Source organism: Sphingomonas sp. Leaf407 (assembly GCF_001425385.1).
In the GTDB taxonomy this organism is placed as follows: Bacteria; Pseudomonadota; Alphaproteobacteria; order Sphingomonadales; family Sphingomonadaceae; genus Sphingomonas.
On sequence record NZ_LMQO01000006.1, the window covers coordinates 15206 to 34690 of the forward strand.

A 19485-nucleotide genomic window follows, 5' to 3' on the forward strand; every position below is an offset into this window, starting at 1 on the left:
GGTCGGCGCGGCGACCGGCCGTCGCCACCGGGCGGCCCATCGCCGCCAACTGCGCGACGATGCTTGCGCCCGGCATTGGCGCGCGTAAAGGTGCGATACGCGGGCTCAATTTTGCCCGGATGGGAAAATTATCGAACATGAATATCCGCAAGGACCAGTCGCTTGACGAATTGGCGCGTGTTGGAAACGTCGCCCAGTTTGTGAGCTACGTGCCGGTCAAGGGCGGTCTGGAACAAAGCTTCTGCCGGGTCGCCGGCTTCGAGCCCAATGCCGCATTCGACTCGGTGGCCAGCGCGGCGCAGGCGCTGCTCGACCGCTCGGTCGATGGCGCCGTGAACGTCCGCAGCTATACACCCGACAGCCCGCGCAGCCGCGAATTCGTCTATGGACTGACGACCAGCGACGCGGTGGTCGAAAATGTCAGCCGGCTCGCTGCCGATGGCCTGTTCATCATCATCAACGAGACCGTCGACATTCAGGATGGCGGCGTTTCGGGCGTTGTCCAGAACGGCATCATCGAGTTCGCGCCCGACGACACGCCGCGCTGCGTCGAGAAGCCGGGGGTCGCGTCGCTGCCATTCGATCTGGGATTGACGCTCCTGCAGCGGGTCTATGGCTTCACGCCCGAGGTCGCCCCCGCCGGCCGGACCGAGTTCAGCATCCATCCGCGTCCGCGCGGGTGGCGACAGACTCACACCCTGTTGTGGGAATGGGAAGACCTGCCTCCGCATGATGTCGCGCCGGGCTGGCGCTGGCCGAACCGGTTCAGCCAGCATGTCGGCGACAAGGCCTTTGGCTTGTTGATGGCGGATCTGGTCGGGTTGCCGGTGCCGCGCACCGAGGTCATCGCAAGGCGGGTAGCTCCGTTCGTGTTCGGTACGCCGACCGGGAGCGCTGAAAGCTGGATCCGTACCTGCCCGCGCGTGCAGGAGCCGGGGCTGTTCACCACGCACAAGGGTTGGCTCGATCCGTTCCGCCTGCTTGCCGACGAGGATCCCGACGGCGATCGCATTGCCTCGGTGCTGCGGCAGGATGCGGTGCCGGCGACGCATTCGGGCGCGGCGATCATCGACGCCAATGGCGAGATCGTGATCGAGGGTCTGTCGGGCGAAGGCGATCTGTTCATGCTCGGCAAGCGCACGCCCGAGGCTTTGCCGGACGCGGTTCACACAGCGGTGACAGCCGCGCAACAGCGCGCGATGGACGTGTTCGGGCCGGTGCGCCTGGAATGGGTCTATGACGGCGGCACGGTATGGATCGTGCAGCTCCATCTTGGTGCGACGGTGAGTACGCAGCGCGTGCTGGTGCCGGGCGATCGCGAGACCTGGGTGGCGTTTGAGGTGCGCGACGGCCTCGAGGCGCTGCGCGATACGCTGGCGCATTTCGACCCGAACCAGGGCCTCGAACTCCATGGCGACGTCGGCCTCACCAGCCATGTCGCCGACCTCGTGCGCAAATCGGGTATCCCGACCCGCGTGGTTGCTGAAGCCGACGCCTAAAGTCGGTCGAACACCGAACCCATGCGCGGGCTGAACAGCCGCTCATAGGTCTTGAGCAATGTCCCGTCGGTCATGGCGGCGACATGGTCGCAGATCGCCCGATTGCCGCCACCGGCATCATAGGCGGCGAACACCTCGTCGGGCAGGAGATGCCGCGGATCGGACGCCATCGCCTCGAAGACGGCGACGACCATGCGCTGACCCTTGAACTCGAGATGCTGAACGCGCGCGCTCTCGATAACTTCAGTCACGACGAGTGCCTGCAGGGCATCAAGGAAGTCGCGAGCGTCGGCGTTGAGGCGGATTCGACTACCGAGCACTTGGTCGGCGAACCCGGCCTCGATCGTACGCTCGATGTTGCGCAGGAGATGGTTGACCAGCCGGCCAATGGTGCGCTTGCGCGCGCCGGCCTCGCCGAACAGGGTGGAGACCAGGGCATCGTACGGTCCGGCGTCGCTATCGGCGAGCGGGCGATCGCGGAGTTCGTGGAGCAGCACGGCGCAGCGCTCGGGCGGAACTGCCGCGCAAAAACGCGCAAGATCGATGAAACCCAGCGCGATCGCGTCTTCAAGATCGTGGACGCCGTAGGCAATGTCGTCTGCAACATCCATGATGCTGCAGTCGAGCGTCTTGTGCAGCGCCTTGGCATGGCGGCCGGGCTTTGACGCGGATTGGGTGAACTGCTTGCGATCGGCGTCGCTGAAGGGTGCGAGCAGCCAGTCGACGATCGATCGCTCCTCGTCGCCATAGGCCTTGGCCGGTTTGCAGGTCGCGCGGTCGAGCACGGTGATCGTTGTCGCGCGCGGATCGAGCGAGGGCACGATCGCCGGATTAGTGACCTGGCTGCGGGCGACAGGATATTTGAGCAGGCCAAGCAAGGATCGCCGCGTCAGATCGGCGCCGTGCGCGGGCGAATAGCCTTCGAGCTTGCTGACGATCCGCAACGTCTGGGCATTGCCTTCGAACCCGCCATCGGCGCGCATGCAATAGTTGAGCGCGAGTTCGCCGCCATGGCCGAACGGCGGATGGCCAAGGTCATGCGCGAGGCCGATCGCGGAGATGAGCGATGGGTTCGGCAATTCGGGTTCGTCGTCGCGCCGGCGTGCGCGAAGCTGCTGCAGCACACCTTGGGCGACCTGCGCGACTTCGAGGGAATGGGTCAGTCGCGTGCGGTAGAAATCATCATCGCCGAGCGCGAGAATCTGCGTCTTGCCCTGAAGCCGACGAAAGGCGCTCGAGTGAACAATGCGCGCATAGTCGACTTCGTCGGGTGACCGAACATCGTCTACATGCGCCGTGCGACCGCTGCGTCGTTCCGACCAGAGAATTAGGGTTTCGGTCACGTCAGTCAGTCCACCAACCGGGCGCGCCAACGAGGATCCACAGGCAACCGAGCACCGGGGCTAGGCTTAAGAGTGCCGCGACCGCGTGAACGGCAAGATCGATGTACAACTGGCGGCGCGGCGATTTACCCCAGCTGACCGAAGCGGCTCGTGCGAACTGGGAGATCACGCGCTGGCCGGCGCCGAACAGGCCTGCGCGACCATCGACGAGCGAGATGCTGACCAGAAAGTATAGCACGAGCGCACCGATGCCGCCGGCAAGGAACGGGTTCCACGCCAGCAACGCGATGAAGTTGCCGCCGCTCGAGAACCCTATCCCACCATCCGGCATGCCCTGCGGCGTTCTAGCCAACGAACCATTGTTGGCGCTGACCAATGAGCCGACGACCGAAATTGCCGACAGAAACGCCGCGACCCCAGCAATGCAGAGTTGGATGGCCTGGGTTTTCTGCGCCGCGGTGACGTCGATGCTTGCCTTGATCGAGTCTTTGAGATGACCAAAGTCATAGGTGTAGCCGCTGGCGACGTTCGTGAACGGCTTATCCGGATCGTCGGTGCGCACATGTCCCATCAGCGAATGCTGGAACGCCTCGGCATAGGCGATGACGCCTTGCGAGCGGCGCAGGCTGATCAGGCTGCCGTCGCGGTTCAACCGCTCGACCTCGCGCGACAGGCTCCACAATGTCTCGCGCCGCCATGCGATCTCGCCTGAATGATCATCGACATCGCCTACCTGCCCCACAGCCTGCGCATCGGCGGCTGCGCACGCGCTGGTGGTCGCGGTAACGGCAGGCGAACGGTCGACCCGAATGAGGGGCGTGATCTGATCGGACGACGGCTCGTGGTGCGTATGATCGTGGACGATGTCCTTGATGAAGAAATAGGCCTGCTCGGCGATCTGATCGAGCTTCTGCTGATCAACCGCTGGTGCTGCCTCGGCGGCGAACCACAAGCGCACCTCGCCCGTGCGCATAAGGGCGAATTGCACCTCGATGCGGCCACTGGTGGCCGTGGCGAGATTGACGACGTTGGTTCTGACCGTCTCGAGCTCGTCGTCCGTTGGTCGGCGGGGCGCGCCCCACAGCTTGCGCATGATTGCCTTGCCCGCCTTTTTCTGGTCCGCCTCAGCGTATTTGTTGCGCTGGGCGTAGGGCAGGATGTGGACCTTTCCATTCAACATGCCCTGCCGATCAGGCACACCATTGACCTTTTCATCCTCGCCGATCACGGGAATGCTGGTCGAGCAGGTCGTCGCTTCCATCAGCCAATAATGGACAAGGTCGCGCCGCAACCACGCGACCACCGGCGTCCACCACGGATAGTCGTTCGACACCCGCCGCTCGATTGCAAGTACGAGGCGCGAGGCTCCGCCGCTATAGGCGCGCGTATAGGCTTCGGCACGGCGCGACGCGCCGATCATGCTGAACGATAGATGGCTGCGGACGTTAGGCACCCAGCCGGCATAATTAAGTTTTGCGCCAGCCCAGGGCGCCTGTGTTTTCGACATGGAACGACCTACCGGCTGCGGTTCAGAAGACGTCCTTGGCGACCGTCCTCGTCTCGTTGACCAGAAGCCCCTTGTCCGTCACGCGCAGGCTGATCCCGGCGCGCGTCGAAATGAGCGAACCGCTGTCCTGCTTCGCGACCGAAGCGCCGAAGAATTGCGGAAGTCCAATGCCCGCGCGAGCAAATTCGCGGGCCTCGGCCGTCCCGCCACGCCAGACATGCGCGAGCGCTGCCACCAATGCCATGAACAGCGAGAGGAAGATCGGGAGCGCGACACACGCTGCGATGATCAGGAACAGCTTCATCCGTTCTCCCTTCGTACCGGTTTAACGATAGTTTGGCAAGAGATCGACGATCGTGCGGCCAGGGGTCACTCAACGTGGCGGCCGACAACTTGTTCACCGGAGCCCGGACATCCGCATATGCGAGGGCCGCGATGGGCGCGAGTCCGGGGCGCCTCGGCGATGTCTGTGCGCGCATCGATCAGACCTCCAGGCTAGTCCAGACGCCGCTTTCGACGCGCTCGACCTTGAGCACCATGTCGGCGATATCGGGCACACCGCCTTCGACTGTCAGTTCGACGATCCTGGGCTTGGTCGTGGTGCCGACCCGGCCCGCACCGCTCGGAAATCCGGCGATCGGGTGGAACGTCGCGGTGCCGCGCGGCTGCGGTACGTAAAGCGTCTGGCCCGAGTTGATGGCACTCAACAGGATCGCGTTACGGTGGCGTTCGATGAGCGACTTGGTGTCGACGGTGAGCACAACCTGCGGATCCTTGGCATAGGCCTTGGCTTTCAGCAGCCGTTCGAGCCGTTCGCGCTCGACCCACAGAAAGCTCTTTCGGTTGAGGGTTTCGTACCAGTCCCGCGGGGTCAGGCCGTTCTGCAGGCATTTGAGCAGCGACGCTTCGAACATCGGCTTGTTGTCGCGCACCACCGCGTCGGGCAAACCGTCCGCCTTCAGGGTAACGCACTGCGGCCGCCGGGCGGATTCGATTGGCGCGCGCGCGCCGCCGGTCACGCCGTAGAGGTCGAGCAGCGCGGTGACGCTCAGCAATCCGTGATCGCGGATCGACGGCCAGCTGCCGTCGGCGGCCATATGCCAGACCTTGGGATGTCGCTCGATCAGCTCGTCTTCAGTCACTAGGGTCTCCGGTCGATCATGCCGCCGCGACGCGGGTCGGTCGAAATCAGCGTTACCGGCACACCCGTAACCTCCTCGATTTGCAACACCAGCGCCTTGGTATGGTCGGTGAGCGACGCGAAATGGGGGACGTCGACATTCTGGGCGGACAGATAGTCGGCGAAGGTCAGGGCGATCTCGTCGGCGCCGTTGAGTGCCGCCGCGCGACGAATCTGCCCGAGATCGAATTCGGCGATGCGTCGCGGCTTGCCCGAGACGGTGCCGACCTCGGTTTTCATGATCCCCTCGACGGCGAGGCCCGAGCGATCGGCGATCGTCTTGGCATCGATCTCGATCCCCATATAGCCCGAGTCGCCGCCGACCCGGATCGGATAAGTGCGCGCGACGATGATGACCTTGCGGACGCGATTGGGCGGGATCCCGGCATCGGACAGGCACCCGCTGGCGGTGGTTTCGCGCGAAGTGACGTGCGGCCACATGCCGTGGTGCAGGCTGAGGTCGGTCCCCTGGGTGCCCTCCAGCATGATGCGTTCACCGGCTGCGTAGGCGCGCTCGAGTTCGATCAGCACCGGCCGCACGAACGGCTCGAGTTCGATGATGTCGCGCGCCAGTCGAACGGGCGCGCCGAACGTCTGCTTGCCCCGGCCGAGGATCTTGCGCGCGGTCGCCACCCCGACCCCCTTCTTGGTCGAGCCGATCACCTCGAGCGCGCCGGTTTCCCACTCGACGTCGCTGTCTTCGATGATGATCGCCTGCGGGTCGATCGACAGCCGCTCGGGCGTGATCTTGAGTTCCGCGATTTCCCGCAGGATGACGGTCAGCGACAGGGTCGCGCCAGCGCCGATCAGCAGCCGGGCATCGGGGTTGTGCAACGCGCCCGAAGGCAAGTGGATGAAGTCGTAGTCGGGATCCTTGACCCGGTGACCGGCATTGGGACCGCCGACGCGCAGCAGCACCTGATAGTCGCTGGCGAGGTAGGAGCAGACATTGCCTTTGCCCTCGCTCCCGAACTGACCGCCGACGATGACATCGACCAGCGGGATCACCTCGCGCCGCATCAGCCCGAGCCCCGCCAGGGCGACAGCAGCAATCGCGCAGGAATCGAGGCGCGTGGCGTCGAACGTCACGTCGGCGATCTGCGCCATGCGGTCGACGTCGGCTTCGGTCAGATTGACGCGCACCGCGTCGTAGCTGTCGGGCTCGATCACATCATGGTCGCGCCGACGGTGGCGGCGCTCGCGCTCCGCCGGTTCGGCAATGACATGGACGTGGCGCACGATGTCGGGAAACAGTTCGCGCAGATAGGCCACCTGCTCCGGACGGCGAACCGCATCGACGATCACGATCGCATCGGGAGCAAGGTCGGCAACAGCGGCCTGGGTCGCATCCCCGACCCAATTCAGGTTGGTATCGACATCGAGCTTGTCGCCGGCGGCCTGGAGGTCTTCCCGGCTTTTGCCGCAGCCGGTCAGCTCGAGGATCATCGAGCGCGTCGACAATCGCGTTCCGTCGAATTGCGACAGGATCGCCGTAGCGACAGTTGATTTGCCGCTCGCAACCGCACCCGACAGGGCGACTATTTGTCGCATTCCCCCTCCTCGCGCTCAGATGTCCCCCGACATCGTGAAGCGAACATAATGATCCTGCGGCGAGATGCTATGATTATGACGTTCAACGCGCAGAAATCGTTCCGGATTTGGTGGCAATTCTCACCCATGCGCTTGCCAACCGCGACTGGCGGCCTCTCACCCGTATGAAGTTCAACAGATACAGTCGGCGCGACGTGGCGGCCTGTTCAAAGCAAAGGCCCGGCGATGGGCCTATCACCGATAATCTGCGCTGGAAGAAAGCATCGCCCCTTCGGGTAGGAAACCCGGAAGCCAAGCTGCGCATTACACATGAGCGACCGTGTCTGTTCCCACAGAGCCGCAAAAAGCAGATTGAATTTGTCTCATGCGTTTTCATGTGACCTACCATGTATCCAGCTAAGCACTTGAAAACATGGTGGGCGCGACAGGGATTGAACCTGTGACCCCACCCGTGTGAAGTGCAGGATTGATAGCCAGCTACGAATGACCACTTTCGGCTGTGGATCGTGAGTTCACGAACGACCGACTTTGGGGCGCGTAGCTGCCGGCCTTCGGTATCTGAATGAAGGGCAGCTTACGCCATTCCAGCGCCTAAAAGCGGTCGGTCCGGTCTCCACCATCAGTTGCCAGCGGCGAATCGATGCTCAGGAACAACGTCGAGTAAATAGAAGGAGCGACGACGATCGCTAGTGTTCCCATGGTGATCGGCGGGGCGGCGTGCGCCCATTTCGTACAGGAAATCTGCTGTCTCTTTCTTGTGTTTCCAATTTGCGACCGCTTCGCTCGTTGCCTGTGCCGATATGAATCCGTCGTGGTAGAAGGCGGCTAACTCATCTAGCCGCTCGGTTGCACCGCGCGGAAGTGTCATGTCGCAGTAGCTTGAGAGGCTGCCCCTGAGCAGCGTGGGGCGCTTGCTTTGCCGGTTGGCGATCAGATCATCAACGATAACCGGGATCTCATGCTCGGCCTGAATGAGGCGTCGAACGGCAGTCGCGATAACGGAAACGGGCGATGTGAGATGGTGCCATTTGGCGGGGAAGGTCTTCGGCCCCTTATACTTTACCAGACCATCGGGATACTCTGTCCTGGCCAGATCGGGATGGCGCATCTGGGCGGCGACAGCCCGCATCAACACCGTCACCTGCTTCAGGTCGGGTCCCGCCGGTGATTTCACGTTTGAGCGAAGGCGCCGAAGAATTCGGCCGAACCAGACGTGCTTCGGCCTGGCAAGCAGGGTTTCCGCCGCTGGTGCCGCAAGCTCGACATCCTTATAGCGCCAATCCTGACAGCCGAAGAACGCATCGAGCGTTTCTGCAATGGCGGCGTATCGCTCGGCCTGGCTGTTCGTGGCGCGCTGTGGTGATCGTTCCGCAGATACGTCGCGGAGCACGCCCAGTTTGCCGAGATCGACCGGATTTGCAATGCGGGCGACGACGAGTTGTACGTCGTGGCTGCACCAGATCAGCGCCTGGCGAATAAGGGCCCCACGCACCTTAGTAATATCGGCGGAGACATCGGCCGACTGAATGTAGCGGATGACGGGAGCAAAGCGGCCAGTAATCAACCCGGCATATAGCGTCATGTTTACATCGCGGATGCGCCACAGATCACTGACGTGATGATCGAGCGCGTGACGCGCACGATGCTTTCCAGCCCAGCCCTTGACGATCATGTCATAGTTCACCTCCTCGCCGTTGAGGATCATCAACCGCATCAGCAAGCGCTTCAGCTCTTCCCGAGTGCGCGGGACAAGGCTTGTTGGCAGCAGTTCCTCCTTGGCGTCGAGCAGCCCCGGCGGGAGCTTTCGGATGTCGGAGAGGCCGGGATCGAAGAGGCGGGTGCCGTACTCCGCTTCCTCGATGCCGCCGTTGTAGATGAGGTGGTGCAACTCGGTTACCAGTCCCTTCAGCTGGTACGCATTAAGCTCCAGCTCTTGAAGGATCGCTCGCGGATCGGCGGAATTCGAGATCAGGTGAGACGAGCGTTGCGCGTTCTCCGGCGGCGTCTGGCGCTTCATGGCGGTGAGCTGGCGCCGCTGCTCCGGTCGACTTATGCGTGCGCTCGTCATAACTCCTCCAGCGCCCGACTGATTCGATCCTGCAACGCTGCCCCTTCGATTATCAACGCCGCGTGCATTTTTTTCAAACGCGCGTAGCGATCCAGCCCCAACCCGCTCTTCGCCAAGATTTCCTCGCACTCGCCCAGCGCCTTTTCGAAGGCGGCGCGGTTCCGCTCGAAGCACCCGATCGCTGCCTCCAGATCCTGATCGTCAGTCATGCGCCAAACCCAGCGCAGGCGGCGATGCAGGCTCTTGCCAGTAGGTCGGATTACCGCCGCGCGCGTAAATCCAATCGAAGGCTTCGCCGCGGTTCGCCAGCTCGGGCAGTGCCTCACTAAGGATGTGGGCGAGCGTCGCGATCAGCGCGGCCTGATCGTCGCTGATCTCCTCGCGGCGCCAGCGCGCTTTCGGCCCAGCCTTGCCCGACGCCATGAAGCTGGTGACTGCGGCATCGTACAGCGCCTTGCGGCGACGCCACTGGAGAACTCTGCCCCAACGGCGACACCAGCTATAGCATGCCGGATCGGCGAACACGGCCTTGACGAGGTCGCCGAACATCGGCCCCGCGCCCCTCTCCCGAGCCTGACGGAGCCACGCCAGCATCTGGTCGGGGTGGGCCATCAGTCCAACCAGCGCCGTGTCGTCGACACCCTCCATGCCAACAAGAGTAAGCCCGGCGCCCAGCGCATAGTTGCTTGCATCGGCGGATCGTCCGCGTCCGCGGCGCTTGGTCAGCGCGTGGTGCTGACGACGTAACTCGCTGATCGAGGCTTCACAGATGCGGGTTGCCGCATCGACCTTTGCGGTCATGTCGGCGACATCGCGACGGCACACGTCAAGGTTCAGGGCAGGCGCGGTGCTGTTTTCCACACCTTGGTCGCTGCCCCAACCGCCGGGAGCATGTAGCAACTTAGCCCACCAAAAATGACGGCCCCTCGATTTCGAAAACGGTGGCCTGAGTTGCGTCTTTCACAACCGCGAGACGGCAAAAGGTGCAGGAGAGAGAGGGGGTGGTGCGCGATAAAGTGTTTTTCGGGCGCCAGAGGCGTACGACAAACCGCTGCGCCACCCCCTCTCTCCTGCGACGGAGAAAGTCATTGAAGGTCGGCTACGCCAAGGTGAAGGAAAGGTCGGATGCGATCCAGCGCGCGCTGGCTGATGCGCGCAGCGCTCGTAACCGGATAACCCGTCAACGGCGCGAGCAGGACCGCGATGCGGTTGCGGCAGGTCGCCGGCAGAGGGCGCGTACCGCGAAGGAGGATCGCGACCGGGAGCGTGCCGGCAAGCGCCGCATCCGGGTGCAGGTCGCCGAGCACGACCGGCCACGCAGAATTGGTACCACACCGCGGCGGCTGTTCACGCGTCAGATGATCTTCAGCACCGGCACGCCGCGTGCGCGTGGCCAAGAGCGTGCCGACGGTTTCAGGTCCATACACTTCTCGCTGGTCGCGCGCGGCTTCCGCTCGACGGCGGGGCGGCGTTGGCGCGCCGGTGAGGCAGGTCGTGCGGCCTTGTACGCGGTGCGGGAAGACGCACTCGAAGGCGGCGAGGTCGGCTGGTGGTCGAATATCGCCGCGGACCGGGCCGAACTGCTCGCCTTCTGGCGCACGGTCGAGGCGGTGGAAAGGCACGACCGCGCCAATGCCAACGTCTACGTTGTCGAGGTCATCGCGCTTGATGCGACGCTCACCGAGGCTGACCGCCGCGCCGTGGTGACCGACCTCTGCGACGATCTCGAGCGGCGCGGGCTCGCTTTCGTCGTCGGCATGCACAAGCCCGATTCCTCGGGCGACCAGCGCAATTTCCACTGCCACCTGATGTACTCGCTGCGTCCAGCCGAACGCCACGCACCCTATGACTGGAGCTTCGCCGTCTCTAAGGTCGGCGACATCAACACACCGGCTGGTATCCGGGCGCGGCGGTCGCTGGCGGTCGATACGATGAACTGGCAGCTGATGCTCGCCGGCAGCGACCGCCGCTACACAGCGCTCAGCAACAAGGCGCGCGGGATCGTGGACACGCCGCAGCCGAAGTTGGGCAAAAGGGCCGTGTGGGTCGGCCGGCGTCTGGATGCAGAGCGGGCGCGAATGAACCACCTCGATCAGCTTGGTGCTGGACTTGCCAGCCTCAACGCAAGCTTCTCCCTGTCTGATCGTTTCGTAAACATCCGGAATTCATTACGCGCAACGCTTCATCGCGCTTCCGTACGGGTAAACGCGCCTGACCCGACTAAGACAGTCAGTGTCGACCCGTTGGAGCTGCGGTCGGACGCCGTCCGCCGTGTTATCGCCGACCGGCTCCATAGGCTTCTGTCATTCGACATCGGATTGTACGATGCCCGGCTGAGCACGATCGAACGGGTGGTGCAGGAGCGCGTGGCGGCACTCCCTACGGCCAAGTCGAAAATGGTGCCGCTCAAAGCTGCGGGAGTTGTTGGCGAACAATCCATCGATGCAGCCTTGCAACCGGATCAGCTGCCGAGCGCCGAAACACCTGTTGCCGCGCCGGCGCCAATAGCTCCGATGGTGATAGCAAACACGACGAACCAGATCGACGCGCCCGAACGGCATCCGGGTGAGGTGCAGACCAGCGGCGAAACCAATACTGGCAAGCATCTAACCAACGACGAACATTCCGAGGAGGATCACGGGATACTTCAACTCGCCCTGATCGCCCGTCTCTTCCACGACGGGCAATGGGATCAGCGCGATTGGCAGTCCGGCGGCAAGAAGCGGTCTGTGGCGCGAGGGAGCCATGTGGATGCGGGAGAAAACTCAGGCCCTGCTGCGGCGGAGGCTGAAGCTGAAACTGAAACACCCGACTGGGATGAAGTTTTGCTGGCTAAGTTGCGGGATGGCGGAGGGCGTGGCGGCTAGGGCTGAGGATCACTTCAAGGATCCAGCATCATGACCGAGCCCATCGCGTCTTTACCGCCTACGAGCGCCCGCTACGTCCCACCGATTCTTCGTGATGGGAAGGTTCAAACGCCCAAGACCGTCTGCGCATCGTGCCCGGCGTCGCTGTGGTACTTCGATCAGCGCCTTCACTGCTTCTGCGGTACGATGAAAACGCTGATGTGGACGGCCGGCAGCGAGGTTCCGCTTCGGCGGTGCGACGGGCGGCGATTCGCCATCGCGCAGTTGCGAGGGGCTAGAAGCGAATGACCTGACCGAGCATCTCCAATCAAGTTGGAATATCAACCCATGCGATGGAAGATAAGGTATGTGCCAGTTCTCGAGTGTCGAGGTTGAGAATCGCCTCCGACCCGATATGATCGCGCAGGCCATGTGCATGCTCAAGAAGGTCGAGCGTGTCCTCGCTCACGGCGCGATCATTTACAACGTCCCAAATCAGCTGCGTGGTCAATCCGTTGGCGTCTACGGCGATTCGACCGAGGTCAAAATTGACTTCGACGCTTCCAGTGTACGGGTTGAGGTGGATGCCGAACGCTTCAGTTGCTGTGAAATGCAGGACTTTCGACCAACCTCCCCACCTCGTAATTTGGAAGACCTGACCAAACGCATGCCGGCATGGACATCGTACATCGCCACTTCGACCGATCCGCTGATTATTCAGTCACGGGATGAAGCAACGGAGCAGGCGCTCGACGCGCTGCAGGCCGCAGTGACTGCAAGCGACCCGGACTGGTGGCATATAATACTTTATCGCTATTCCGCCTCGGTCGTGCGGGCTACTATTCACGGCTCATCCTGTAGTCGCGACTATGCGACTGCAGACCTCGACTCGTCTGAATGGGCATTTCCGATGTCGGAAGCGCTGTCCCGGGCGTTGATCGATTTGCCGGATTACAGCTCGATATCGGATGGTGCTCGCCGTCGCAGCGACGCGCTCGACATCGTGATGTGGCCGCCCCTGCCTTCCATCAGGGATAACACCCTGTCTCCGATCGGTAAGCTTCGCGCGATCGCGCTCGCAGCGGAGAAGGATTACCGCCTCCTGGACTGATCGGTGATGGCGGCGCCGACGATCGACACGATTGCACCTGCACGAGCAGACCTTCCGGTCTGCGTGGCAGTACCGGTGGCAGCGCTGAGGCGCTGAGACGAAGGCCGCAGGGGCGGCAGAGGGGGAATGGAGGAGGATCTTCGAGCCTGAAGAGGAGGTGAAACTCCGAAGGGCTTGTCCCGAACCGATCGGTCGGGACCACGCAAGAAGGTTCTTCATCCTCATGTCCATCTACACCGTGACGGGCTTCAGCCTGACGAGCATTGCCGTCGGCCTGCTTCTCGAAGCGCTCACTGCCGGCGACATCTACGATCAGATCACGTTGCCTGGCCTGCCCAATGCCATCCACGTGCCCGAACGCGACGCGGTCATCGCCGCGACGACCGCGCCCGCGCCGCTGTTCGACGGCGAACTGGAGGCGATCGCCACCGAGCGTCACCTCGACGTTATCCTGTTGCAGATCGGCGGACTGGAGGATGGACGAGCCAGGATCGCCGTCGACTTCGCGCTCGGGTCGCTGCCCTGCACCGTGTGGGCCGAGTGTGGTTTTTCGCTCTATCAGGACGCCGACGGTACGTGGCTGGTGCCCGCCGGCTTCGGCCCGGCGGTGTCGGTCAGTTGGGAGGGCTTCAACCTCGAGATCGTGCCGCCATACGCCGATCTGATCGAGCGCGCCGACGGCATCGCGCGCGCCGCCCGCAGCCTCACTCGCTTCCTCCAGCCGGTGGAGGCGTGAGCGTGGCCAAGCCGTTCCCGATCAACGTCGACGTCCAGCCGAACCCGGCCAATCCGCACTCCTGGCTCCCGCTAATGGGTCACTCGCCCGGCGAAAGCGGTCCCGGAGGTGTCCGGGTGATGTGGGGCGTCCTGCGGCCCGAATATCGCTCGTTTTCACCATCGCTCTCGACCTTCGTTCGCATGAAACTGGCACCCGCCGCCGGTGCAAACGCCACACCTTGGGCTATCACGGCCTATCGGTACGAGGTGCTGCTGCCGGCGTTCGCCAGCGATCACTTGCGCGACCCGCGATTGTTGATCGAGGCCGCCGAGCGCGAACAGCCAGCGGATGCGAAGGCGCTGGCGGCCTACGTCACGCTGACCTCGTCGCCTGATCGACTGCATGCGGCCTGGGAGATCGGGCGTACGCTGGCGAAAAATCTGGTCGACGACCACGACGTCGCCGCGTTGCTGGTCCAGCACGTGCCCTCGCTCGCGGGCGGCAGCGCGCAACCGCACCTCCACCTCGTCATTCCCGGACCGCGTCGGGTCACCCGCTACGGCATGTTCTCCACCCTCGTCGGCGATCTCGCCGGCGACCGCGGACGCGACCTCGTCCTCACGCTGCTCGCCGGGATTGTCGGGGAGACAAGCGCATGAGCGCCCTGCTGCTGCGCACGCTGGACGAGATCGGTCGCCTCGGCCTGACCCACGCGCTCGATCCCGCGCCGCTTGGCGCGGCGCTCGGTGTCGAGTCGATTGATGTCGGAAAACTGATCGACACCGGCTGCGTCTCGGACACGCTTCTGATGACGAGCGAGGCTGCGGCGGCGTACCTTCTCGGGATCCTGGTCCGCCTGGAGGTGCGCTGCCACGGCGACAGTGTGGCCATTCGCGCCGCGCTCGATCGCCCAAGCCCTGACCTGAGTGGTCTCTCGATCGTGCAGGGTCTGCTTGCCCGCCCCGACATCGCCGGCCTCGCCGTGATCCACGAAGCCGCCGGTACGCTGCCCGTACCCCGCGTCCGCATGTGGCGCGTCGCCGACACCTACAGCTAAAAGGTATCCAACGATGAACGACGGACCTGCCGCCCGGCGGGCGGCGGAGGCGCGCGCGCTTACCGCTACGCTCGCCATCGCCGGGCTCGAGGGCTGGTCGCTGCGCGGCGGCGATATCAGCCTCGATTTGCCCTTCTCGCATTACCTGTACGTCGAGGCGGCCCAGTTGCTGCTCGTACCCACCATCCGACCGTTACCGGCGGAGATGAAGACGGTGACGCCAGGTACGCGCATCGCCCGCAGCGATGCCTTGGTCGTCCGCGTCGATCCGGCCGAGCCGTTCCGGGTCGAACTGGCATTCGCCCTGTGGGGTCGCGACGCGACCCGCTGGCTGGCGCCGATGGTACTGTGGCAGCGCAGTGATGTCGGCACGTGGCTGGTGCCGAACCCTTATTTTCACGGGGTGCGTGACGAGTGCTTTTCCCTGCGCGGTGGCCGGCTGCGACCCGGCCCCGCGCCGTGGCGGTCGGAAGCCGAGATGCGGGTCGGCTGCATGAACGTCGCCGTCTGGCTGTCGCGGATGCTCTCCATGTGACCGGCCAGCGGGCCGGCTCGACAGGGTCGAGGACAGGCAAAGGAGCTTGGAAGCCCGGAAGTGCTGGAGACGGGGGAGGGAAATGGACCCTGAAGCCGCTCCGGCGCGAACACGCCAGCCAAAGGACAACAAAGATGATCCCGCACACCATCGATCCCGCAACCGAGACCTACTTCTTCAAGATGTCGGCCTTGCGCGGTCACCACATGCTCTTTGTCACCCAGGCGATGGAAACGCAGAACCCCTGCACGCCGCTCTGGGTTGGGGCTTGCCCCGACGAACGGACGCTGAACGCGTTCGCGCGTTGGCTGGCAGTGCGCCGCGACGAATGGGCTGCATGGGGACGGCAGGTAGAACTTACCGGTTACGAGGCGTTCGACCGCTACCTGCGCGCCCGGATCGAAGCCGAGCCCTACGGCGAATCGGACGCCACGATCGTCCGCGTCGCCGAAGGCAGCCGCGAGGTCATCATCGGCCAGTCGGTCAGCGGACCATTCGGATATGGCGAGGAAATGCTCTACCGGCACATCTTCCGCACGCCCAAGGCACGGAAGCGCTTCCTGGCGTGGCTCGACAAGGACGGAAGCCTTTCGCGCATGCACGAACTCGTCGCACTCGCCTTCCAGCGCGGCACCGCCGCACTCGGCGAAGCCCTCGACGAGATCGCCGACCGATCCGGGACCGGCAAACCGAGCGGCGAGCAGCGGCGCCAACCGCAATCGCTGCAGGCCGGTTAAGCGGTCACTTCTGCAAAAGACGCTGTTTTAGCGGGGCTAAGTTGCGTCTCGTCCGCGGCCATCCTGTCATCTCGACAGGATGGCCCCACAGCCCTTCGATCAACATCCGCAGTCCGGCAGCCGTGTCGATGGCCGGACGGGCTGCTGTGGGCGGCTGATCGTCGACCGCTTGATCGCGCCGCCGATCACACCGGCCGAACTCCGCGCCGTGCTCGATGCCCTTCAGGACGAGCTTCGCAACCTGATCTGACAGAGGAAGACGGTGACCCGTTCCAACCCCATCCGCGCCTATGCCTATCTGCGCCTTTCCGTCGACAAGGAGGATGGTACGCCGCAAAGCATTCAGGCGCAGCGCAGTTCCATCAACGATTATGCGCGCAAGAACGGCATCACCATCGTTGAGGAATTTGCCGACGCCGGCTTCAGCGGCCAGAATGATCGTCGCCCCGAGTTCCGCCGCATGGTGGCTCAGGCCATCGCCGACGATCATCCGGTCGATGCGGTACTCATGTTCATGCTGAGCCGCATGGCCCGCAGCGCTCGGCTGTTCTTCGAGGTGACGGGCAAGCTGGAGGATGCAGGCGTCGAAGTCATCTCGATCACCGAAAATTTCGGTACCGGCCGGGGCCGGCGCATCGGTCGGGCAATCACTGCGGTCATAAACGAGGAACAGGCGCTCGACGCTGCCATCCTCACCCGCAAGAGCCGCCGCGAGAACGCGCGCCAAGGCTTCTATAACGGTGGACCGATCCCTTTCGGGTACGAAACCTATGTCGCCCGGACGGATGGCGAAAAGGAACGCAAAAAGCTGGCGATAGTCCTAGCTGAGGCCGAAATCGTCAAACGCATATTCGAATGGGCGGACAGTGGTCGTGGCGGCCGCTGGATCGTCAGGGCACTGAACAATGGTGCTTATTCGTTGCGAGGTGCCCGGTTCACCAACGGCAATATTGCAGGCATTCTCGCCAACGAGGCCTACACCGGCACCTACCATGATCGCACTGCCGACGACGACGGCGTCCGACCGGACATCGAAGACGCGATTCCGGTCGCCTGCCCGGCGATTGTCTCGCGCGAGCAATTCGATCGTGTCGCCTCTACCCGGGCCAGCCGGAACCCCCGAGCACTGGCGCCGCACGTGGCGGCCGGTACGACGCTGCTGACCGGCCTTGCCCGATGCGGTGGGCCGGGATGTACAAGCGGCCTTACCATCGCCACCGGCAAGGGTGGTCGCTATGCCTACTACCGCTGCAACGATCGGCTGAACCGGGGAGGCAGCTGTTCCACCCGCCCGATTCGGCGCGAGGAGCTCGACGGGATCGTCGTCGATGCGATCGAACGGCGGGTACTGGCACCGGAGCGCTTGCGCGAACTACTCGCCGGCGTGCTCGACTTGTCGGCAGAGCGGCACGTCGCGCGTCAGGCCGAGCTACGCCACCTCCGCGCCGAGAAGACGCGAACCGAAACGGCGATGAACAAGCTGCTTATTCTCGTGGAAGACGAGATCATGAGCCCTCGCGACCCGGTATTTGCCAGTCGCATGGCTGAGAACAAGGCGAAGCTCGCCAGCGTCTCGGCGCGGATCGACGTCGTCGAGGCGCAACTTGTCCGAGGCGCGCGGCAGATCGATGAGCATACCGTCGCCAAGTTCGGAGAGTTGCTTTCTGCCAAGTTGCGCGACGACGATCTGACTTTGCGCGCTCAGTACCTCAAGCTGTTCGTCGCTGAGGTGCGAGTGTCCGATACCCTGATCGAGATCATCGGTCCAACGGCAGCGCTCGAAGCCGGTGTCGCAACCGGCATGCCTGTCAAAGCTGAAGTGCCCAGCTTTGACCGGGAGTGGTGCCGCTTACAGGACTCGAACCTGTGACCCCCGCATTACGAATGCGATGCTCTACCAACTGAGCTAAAGCGGCGTGGGACGCGGTTGGCGTCCAGGCGGCGGCGCTTACCAAGGCCGGCGGCGGCTGGCAAGCGGTTCGTGCATGTTTTGGCGGGTCGCCCCCGGCTTTACGGCTCGTTTACCACGGAGGGCGCACAAGGGGCTGGATCGGGCAGGTTTCGCCCATGGGGACGGTGAGATGGACATGGCGCGCGGACCGGGCGAACAGCGGGGCGAGGACGATCGCGACGGCATCGGCGGCGAGACGGTCGCGATCGGCACCGACGAGCGCCGGATGCAGGTCCGCGCCTACAACCACTGGATCGCGCTGCTGCGCGGGCAGAGCTGCCCCGCGATCGCCGATCTCGATCCGGCCGGCATCGCCGATTTCGGCCCGTACAGCGTGCTGCTCGACTTCACGGCAGGCGTGGCTGACCCGGCGATCCGCTTCCTCGGCCATGCGCTGCGCACCGAATGCGGCGCCAGCGATTCGATCACCCGGTTGAGCGAGGTTCCGGCGCGCTCGCTGCTGTCGCGGCTGACCGACCATTATCTCCAGATCATCGCCAATCGCGCGCCGATCGGCTTCGAGGCCGAGTTCACCGGCACGCGCGGCTTTCCGATGATGTATCGCGGCATCCTGATGCCGTTTTCGTCGGATGGCGAGGCGATCGACTATCTCTACGGCGTCATCAACTGGAAGGAGGTCGTCGATGCGGCCACCCAGTCGCAGTTGCTCGCCGAACTGGAGGAATCGCGCCGGGTCACGCCGCGGCCGACGCCGGGAGCCGCCGTGTGGGCCGATGGCCCGAGCGCGGGGCTGAGCGACCTGAGCACCGATGCCGACACGCTGGCCGACCGGCTCGCCACCGCCCGCACCGCCGCCGACAGCGCGCGGCTGGCCGGGGGCGGCGCGCCCGGTGCGCTGGTCGAGGCGCTGGCGCAGGCGCATGACCTGGTGATCGCCGCCGGGCGCGAGCCCGCCGTCTTCGCCGCGCTGCTCGACGATGCGGGGATGCCGCCCGTCACCGACACGCCCGTCGAATCGGTCGCGCGGCTGGTGTTCGGTGGTGCCCGGCTGGCGGATCATGTCGCGCTGCTCGGGGCTGCGCGGCGGCATGGCGTGGCGGAAGGCGGGTTCGGCGCGTGGGTCGCGGCGCATCCGGGCGGCCTGCCGGCACTGGTCGCCGATGCTGCCCCCCCGCCCTCGCCCACCGACCATGCCCGCATGGCGCAGGCGGTCGCGACGGTGCCGATCGCGCCGGGCGACGACGAGTTCGTGCTGCTGCTCGCGCGCGCCGCCGGCAGCGGATCGGTCGCGGTGCTCGGCCGGGTCGACGGCGATCCGGCAACGCTGACCCGCGCGATCGCCCAGCTCGCCGCCTGACGCCGCTATCCGGTTGAATTGGCTGACCCCGGGGTCGCGCCAGCCCCGTATTGCCGGGCGGCCA

At 64.3% G+C, this 19485-nt stretch carries 20 protein-coding genes and 1 tRNA gene; 12 read left to right on the plus strand and 9 right to left on the minus strand.

All coding sequences use genetic code 11. The features are described 5' to 3' along the window. The first annotated feature begins 200 nt into the window (after positions 1-200). A complete protein-coding gene (locus ASG37_RS15710) occupies positions 201-1499 on the plus strand; it encodes a hypothetical protein (protein ID WP_200909840.1) in 1299 nt (432 codons plus the stop codon). On the opposite strand, the gene ASG37_RS15715 is transcribed toward ASG37_RS15710, so the two are convergent. The 5 genes from ASG37_RS15715 to ASG37_RS15735 all read right to left on the minus strand — a co-directional run bounded on the left by ASG37_RS15715 (position 1496) and on the right by ASG37_RS15735 (position 7080). Beyond that, positions 1496-2842, minus strand: coding sequence for an anti-phage deoxyguanosine triphosphatase (locus tag ASG37_RS15715; RefSeq protein WP_156349246.1), 1347 nt, complete (start codon positions 2840-2842; stop codon positions 1496-1498). The genes ASG37_RS15710 and ASG37_RS15715 overlap by 4 nt on opposite strands. A 1-nt stretch (position 2843) precedes the next feature. Next, entirely contained in the window at positions 2844-4262 is a 1419-nt protein-coding gene (locus ASG37_RS15720) for a hypothetical protein (RefSeq protein ID WP_055762556.1), read from the minus strand. A 109-nt stretch (positions 4263-4371) separates the two neighbouring features. Further along, positions 4372-4653, minus strand: a complete 282-nt coding sequence (locus ASG37_RS15725) for a hypothetical protein (RefSeq protein ID WP_055762559.1) — start codon at positions 4651-4653, stop codon at positions 4372-4374. Between the two features lie 178 nt (positions 4654-4831). Continuing rightward, positions 4832-5491: a DUF7002 family protein gene (locus tag ASG37_RS15730; protein WP_156349248.1), complete on the minus strand. Its 660-nt coding sequence runs from the start codon at positions 5489-5491 to the stop codon at positions 4832-4834. Then, complete coding sequence (locus ASG37_RS15735) at positions 5491-7080, minus strand: adenylosuccinate synthetase (protein WP_055762560.1); 1590 nt, start codon at positions 7078-7080, stop codon at positions 5491-5493. The genes ASG37_RS15730 and ASG37_RS15735 overlap by 1 nt, the downstream gene beginning before the upstream one ends. Positions 7081-7190: 110 nt before the next feature. Between ASG37_RS15735 and ASG37_RS17740 the strand changes: the two genes are divergently transcribed. Next, a complete protein-coding gene (locus ASG37_RS17740) occupies positions 7191-7460 on the plus strand; it encodes a hypothetical protein (RefSeq protein ID WP_156349249.1) in 270 nt (89 codons plus the stop codon). Between the two features lie 239 nt (positions 7461-7699). Here the strand turns inward: ASG37_RS17740 and ASG37_RS15740 are convergent, their stop codons facing one another. The 3 genes from ASG37_RS15740 to ASG37_RS15750 are packed head-to-tail and all read right to left on the minus strand — an operon-like array spanning position 7700 to position 10009. Continuing rightward, a complete protein-coding gene (locus ASG37_RS15740) occupies positions 7700-9148 on the minus strand; it encodes a hypothetical protein (RefSeq protein WP_055762563.1) in 1449 nt (482 codons plus the stop codon). Beyond that, positions 9145-9357, minus strand: a complete 213-nt coding sequence (locus ASG37_RS15745; RefSeq protein ID WP_055762566.1) for a hypothetical protein — start codon at positions 9355-9357, stop codon at positions 9145-9147. Before ASG37_RS15745 ends, ASG37_RS15740 begins: the two co-directional genes overlap by 4 nt. Then, the gene (locus ASG37_RS15750) at positions 9350-10009 is read right to left on the minus strand and encodes a hypothetical protein (RefSeq protein WP_055762569.1); all 660 of its coding nucleotides are present in this window, start codon (positions 10007-10009) and stop codon (positions 9350-9352) included. Before ASG37_RS15750 ends, ASG37_RS15745 begins: the two co-directional genes overlap by 8 nt. A gap of 227 nt (positions 10010-10236) precedes the next feature. Here ASG37_RS15750 and ASG37_RS15760 point away from each other — a divergent pair, with 227 nt between their 5' ends. The 9 genes from ASG37_RS15760 (at position 10237) to ASG37_RS17455 (ending at position 18022) form a co-directional block, all read left to right on the plus strand. Continuing rightward, positions 10237-12015 carry a MobA/MobL family protein gene (locus tag ASG37_RS15760; protein ID WP_156349250.1) on the plus strand — a complete coding sequence of 593 codons (1779 nt, stop codon included), beginning with the start codon at positions 10237-10239 and terminating at the stop codon, positions 12013-12015. Between the two features lie 394 nt (positions 12016-12409). Then, positions 12410-13105, plus strand: coding sequence for a hypothetical protein (locus ASG37_RS15765; protein ID WP_156349251.1), 696 nt, complete (start codon positions 12410-12412; stop codon positions 13103-13105). 223 nt (positions 13106-13328) lie between these two features. Next, positions 13329-13841, plus strand: coding sequence for a hypothetical protein (locus ASG37_RS15770; RefSeq protein ID WP_055762581.1), 513 nt, complete (start codon positions 13329-13331; stop codon positions 13839-13841). Between the two features lie 2 nt (positions 13842-13843). Next, positions 13844-14482 carry a hypothetical protein gene (locus tag ASG37_RS15775; RefSeq protein WP_055762585.1) on the plus strand — a complete coding sequence of 213 codons (639 nt, stop codon included), beginning with the start codon at positions 13844-13846 and terminating at the stop codon, positions 14480-14482. Further along, positions 14479-14880: a hypothetical protein gene (locus tag ASG37_RS15780; protein ID WP_055762587.1), complete on the plus strand. Its 402-nt coding sequence runs from the start codon at positions 14479-14481 to the stop codon at positions 14878-14880. Before ASG37_RS15775 ends, ASG37_RS15780 begins: the two co-directional genes overlap by 4 nt. A gap of 13 nt (positions 14881-14893) precedes the next feature. Next, a complete protein-coding gene (locus ASG37_RS15785; RefSeq protein WP_055762590.1) occupies positions 14894-15415 on the plus strand; it encodes a hypothetical protein in 522 nt (173 codons plus the stop codon). Positions 15416-15549: 134 nt separating this feature from the next. Next, a complete protein-coding gene (locus tag ASG37_RS15790; protein ID WP_055762593.1) occupies positions 15550-16152 on the plus strand; it encodes a hypothetical protein in 603 nt (200 codons plus the stop codon). Positions 16153-16231: 79 nt separating this feature from the next. Beyond that, positions 16232-16402 (plus strand): hypothetical protein, encoded by a 171-nt coding sequence (locus ASG37_RS17745; protein ID WP_156349252.1) that lies wholly within the window; start codon positions 16232-16234, stop codon positions 16400-16402. 12 nt (positions 16403-16414) lie between these two features. After that, positions 16415-18022 (plus strand): recombinase family protein, encoded by a 1608-nt coding sequence (locus tag ASG37_RS17455; protein WP_082448569.1) that lies wholly within the window; start codon positions 16415-16417, stop codon positions 18020-18022. Here the strand turns inward: ASG37_RS17455 and ASG37_RS15800 are convergent. Continuing rightward, a tRNA-Thr gene (locus ASG37_RS15800) sits at positions 17993-18068 on the minus strand. The two genes, ASG37_RS17455 and ASG37_RS15800, sit on opposite strands and share 30 nt — an antisense overlap. Positions 18069-18239: 171 nt before the next feature. Here ASG37_RS15800 and ASG37_RS15805 point away from each other — a divergent pair. Continuing rightward, a complete protein-coding gene (locus ASG37_RS15805) occupies positions 18240-19421 on the plus strand; it encodes a hypothetical protein (RefSeq protein WP_156349253.1) in 1182 nt (393 codons plus the stop codon). The last annotated feature ends 64 nt before the right edge of the window (positions 19422-19485 follow it).

What these genes read in the sequence shown, in the direction of transcription:
- ASG37_RS15790 (WP_055762593.1), top strand. Translation starts at nt 15,550, where the DNA reads ATGATCCCGCACACCATCGATCCCGCAACCGAGACCTACTTCTTCAAG.
- ASG37_RS15740 (WP_055762563.1), bottom strand. Translation starts at nt 9,148, where the DNA reads ATGACGAGCGCACGCATAAGTCGACCGGAGCAGCGGCGCCAGCTCACC.
- ASG37_RS15745 (WP_055762566.1), bottom strand. Translation starts at nt 9,357, where the DNA reads ATGACTGACGATCAGGATCTGGAGGCAGCGATCGGGTGCTTCGAGCGG.
- ASG37_RS15735 (WP_055762560.1), bottom strand. Translation starts at nt 7,080, where the DNA reads ATGCGACAAATAGTCGCCCTGTCGGGTGCGGTTGCGAGCGGCAAATCA.
- ASG37_RS15720 (WP_055762556.1), bottom strand. Translation starts at nt 4,262, where the DNA reads ATGATCGGCGCGTCGCGCCGTGCCGAAGCCTATACGCGCGCCTATAGC.
- ASG37_RS15780 (WP_055762587.1), top strand. Translation starts at nt 14,479, where the DNA reads ATGAGCGCCCTGCTGCTGCGCACGCTGGACGAGATCGGTCGCCTCGGC.
- ASG37_RS15765 (WP_156349251.1), top strand. Translation starts at nt 12,410, where the DNA reads ATGATCGCGCAGGCCATGTGCATGCTCAAGAAGGTCGAGCGTGTCCTC.
- ASG37_RS15805 (WP_156349253.1), top strand. Translation starts at nt 18,240, where the DNA reads ATGGCGCGCGGACCGGGCGAACAGCGGGGCGAGGACGATCGCGACGGC.
- ASG37_RS17745 (WP_156349252.1), top strand. Translation starts at nt 16,232, where the DNA reads ATGGCCCCACAGCCCTTCGATCAACATCCGCAGTCCGGCAGCCGTGTC.
- ASG37_RS15725 (WP_055762559.1), bottom strand. Translation starts at nt 4,653, where the DNA reads ATGAAGCTGTTCCTGATCATCGCAGCGTGTGTCGCGCTCCCGATCTTC.
- ASG37_RS15785 (WP_055762590.1), top strand. Translation starts at nt 14,894, where the DNA reads ATGAACGACGGACCTGCCGCCCGGCGGGCGGCGGAGGCGCGCGCGCTT.
- ASG37_RS15770 (WP_055762581.1), top strand. Translation starts at nt 13,329, where the DNA reads ATGTCCATCTACACCGTGACGGGCTTCAGCCTGACGAGCATTGCCGTC.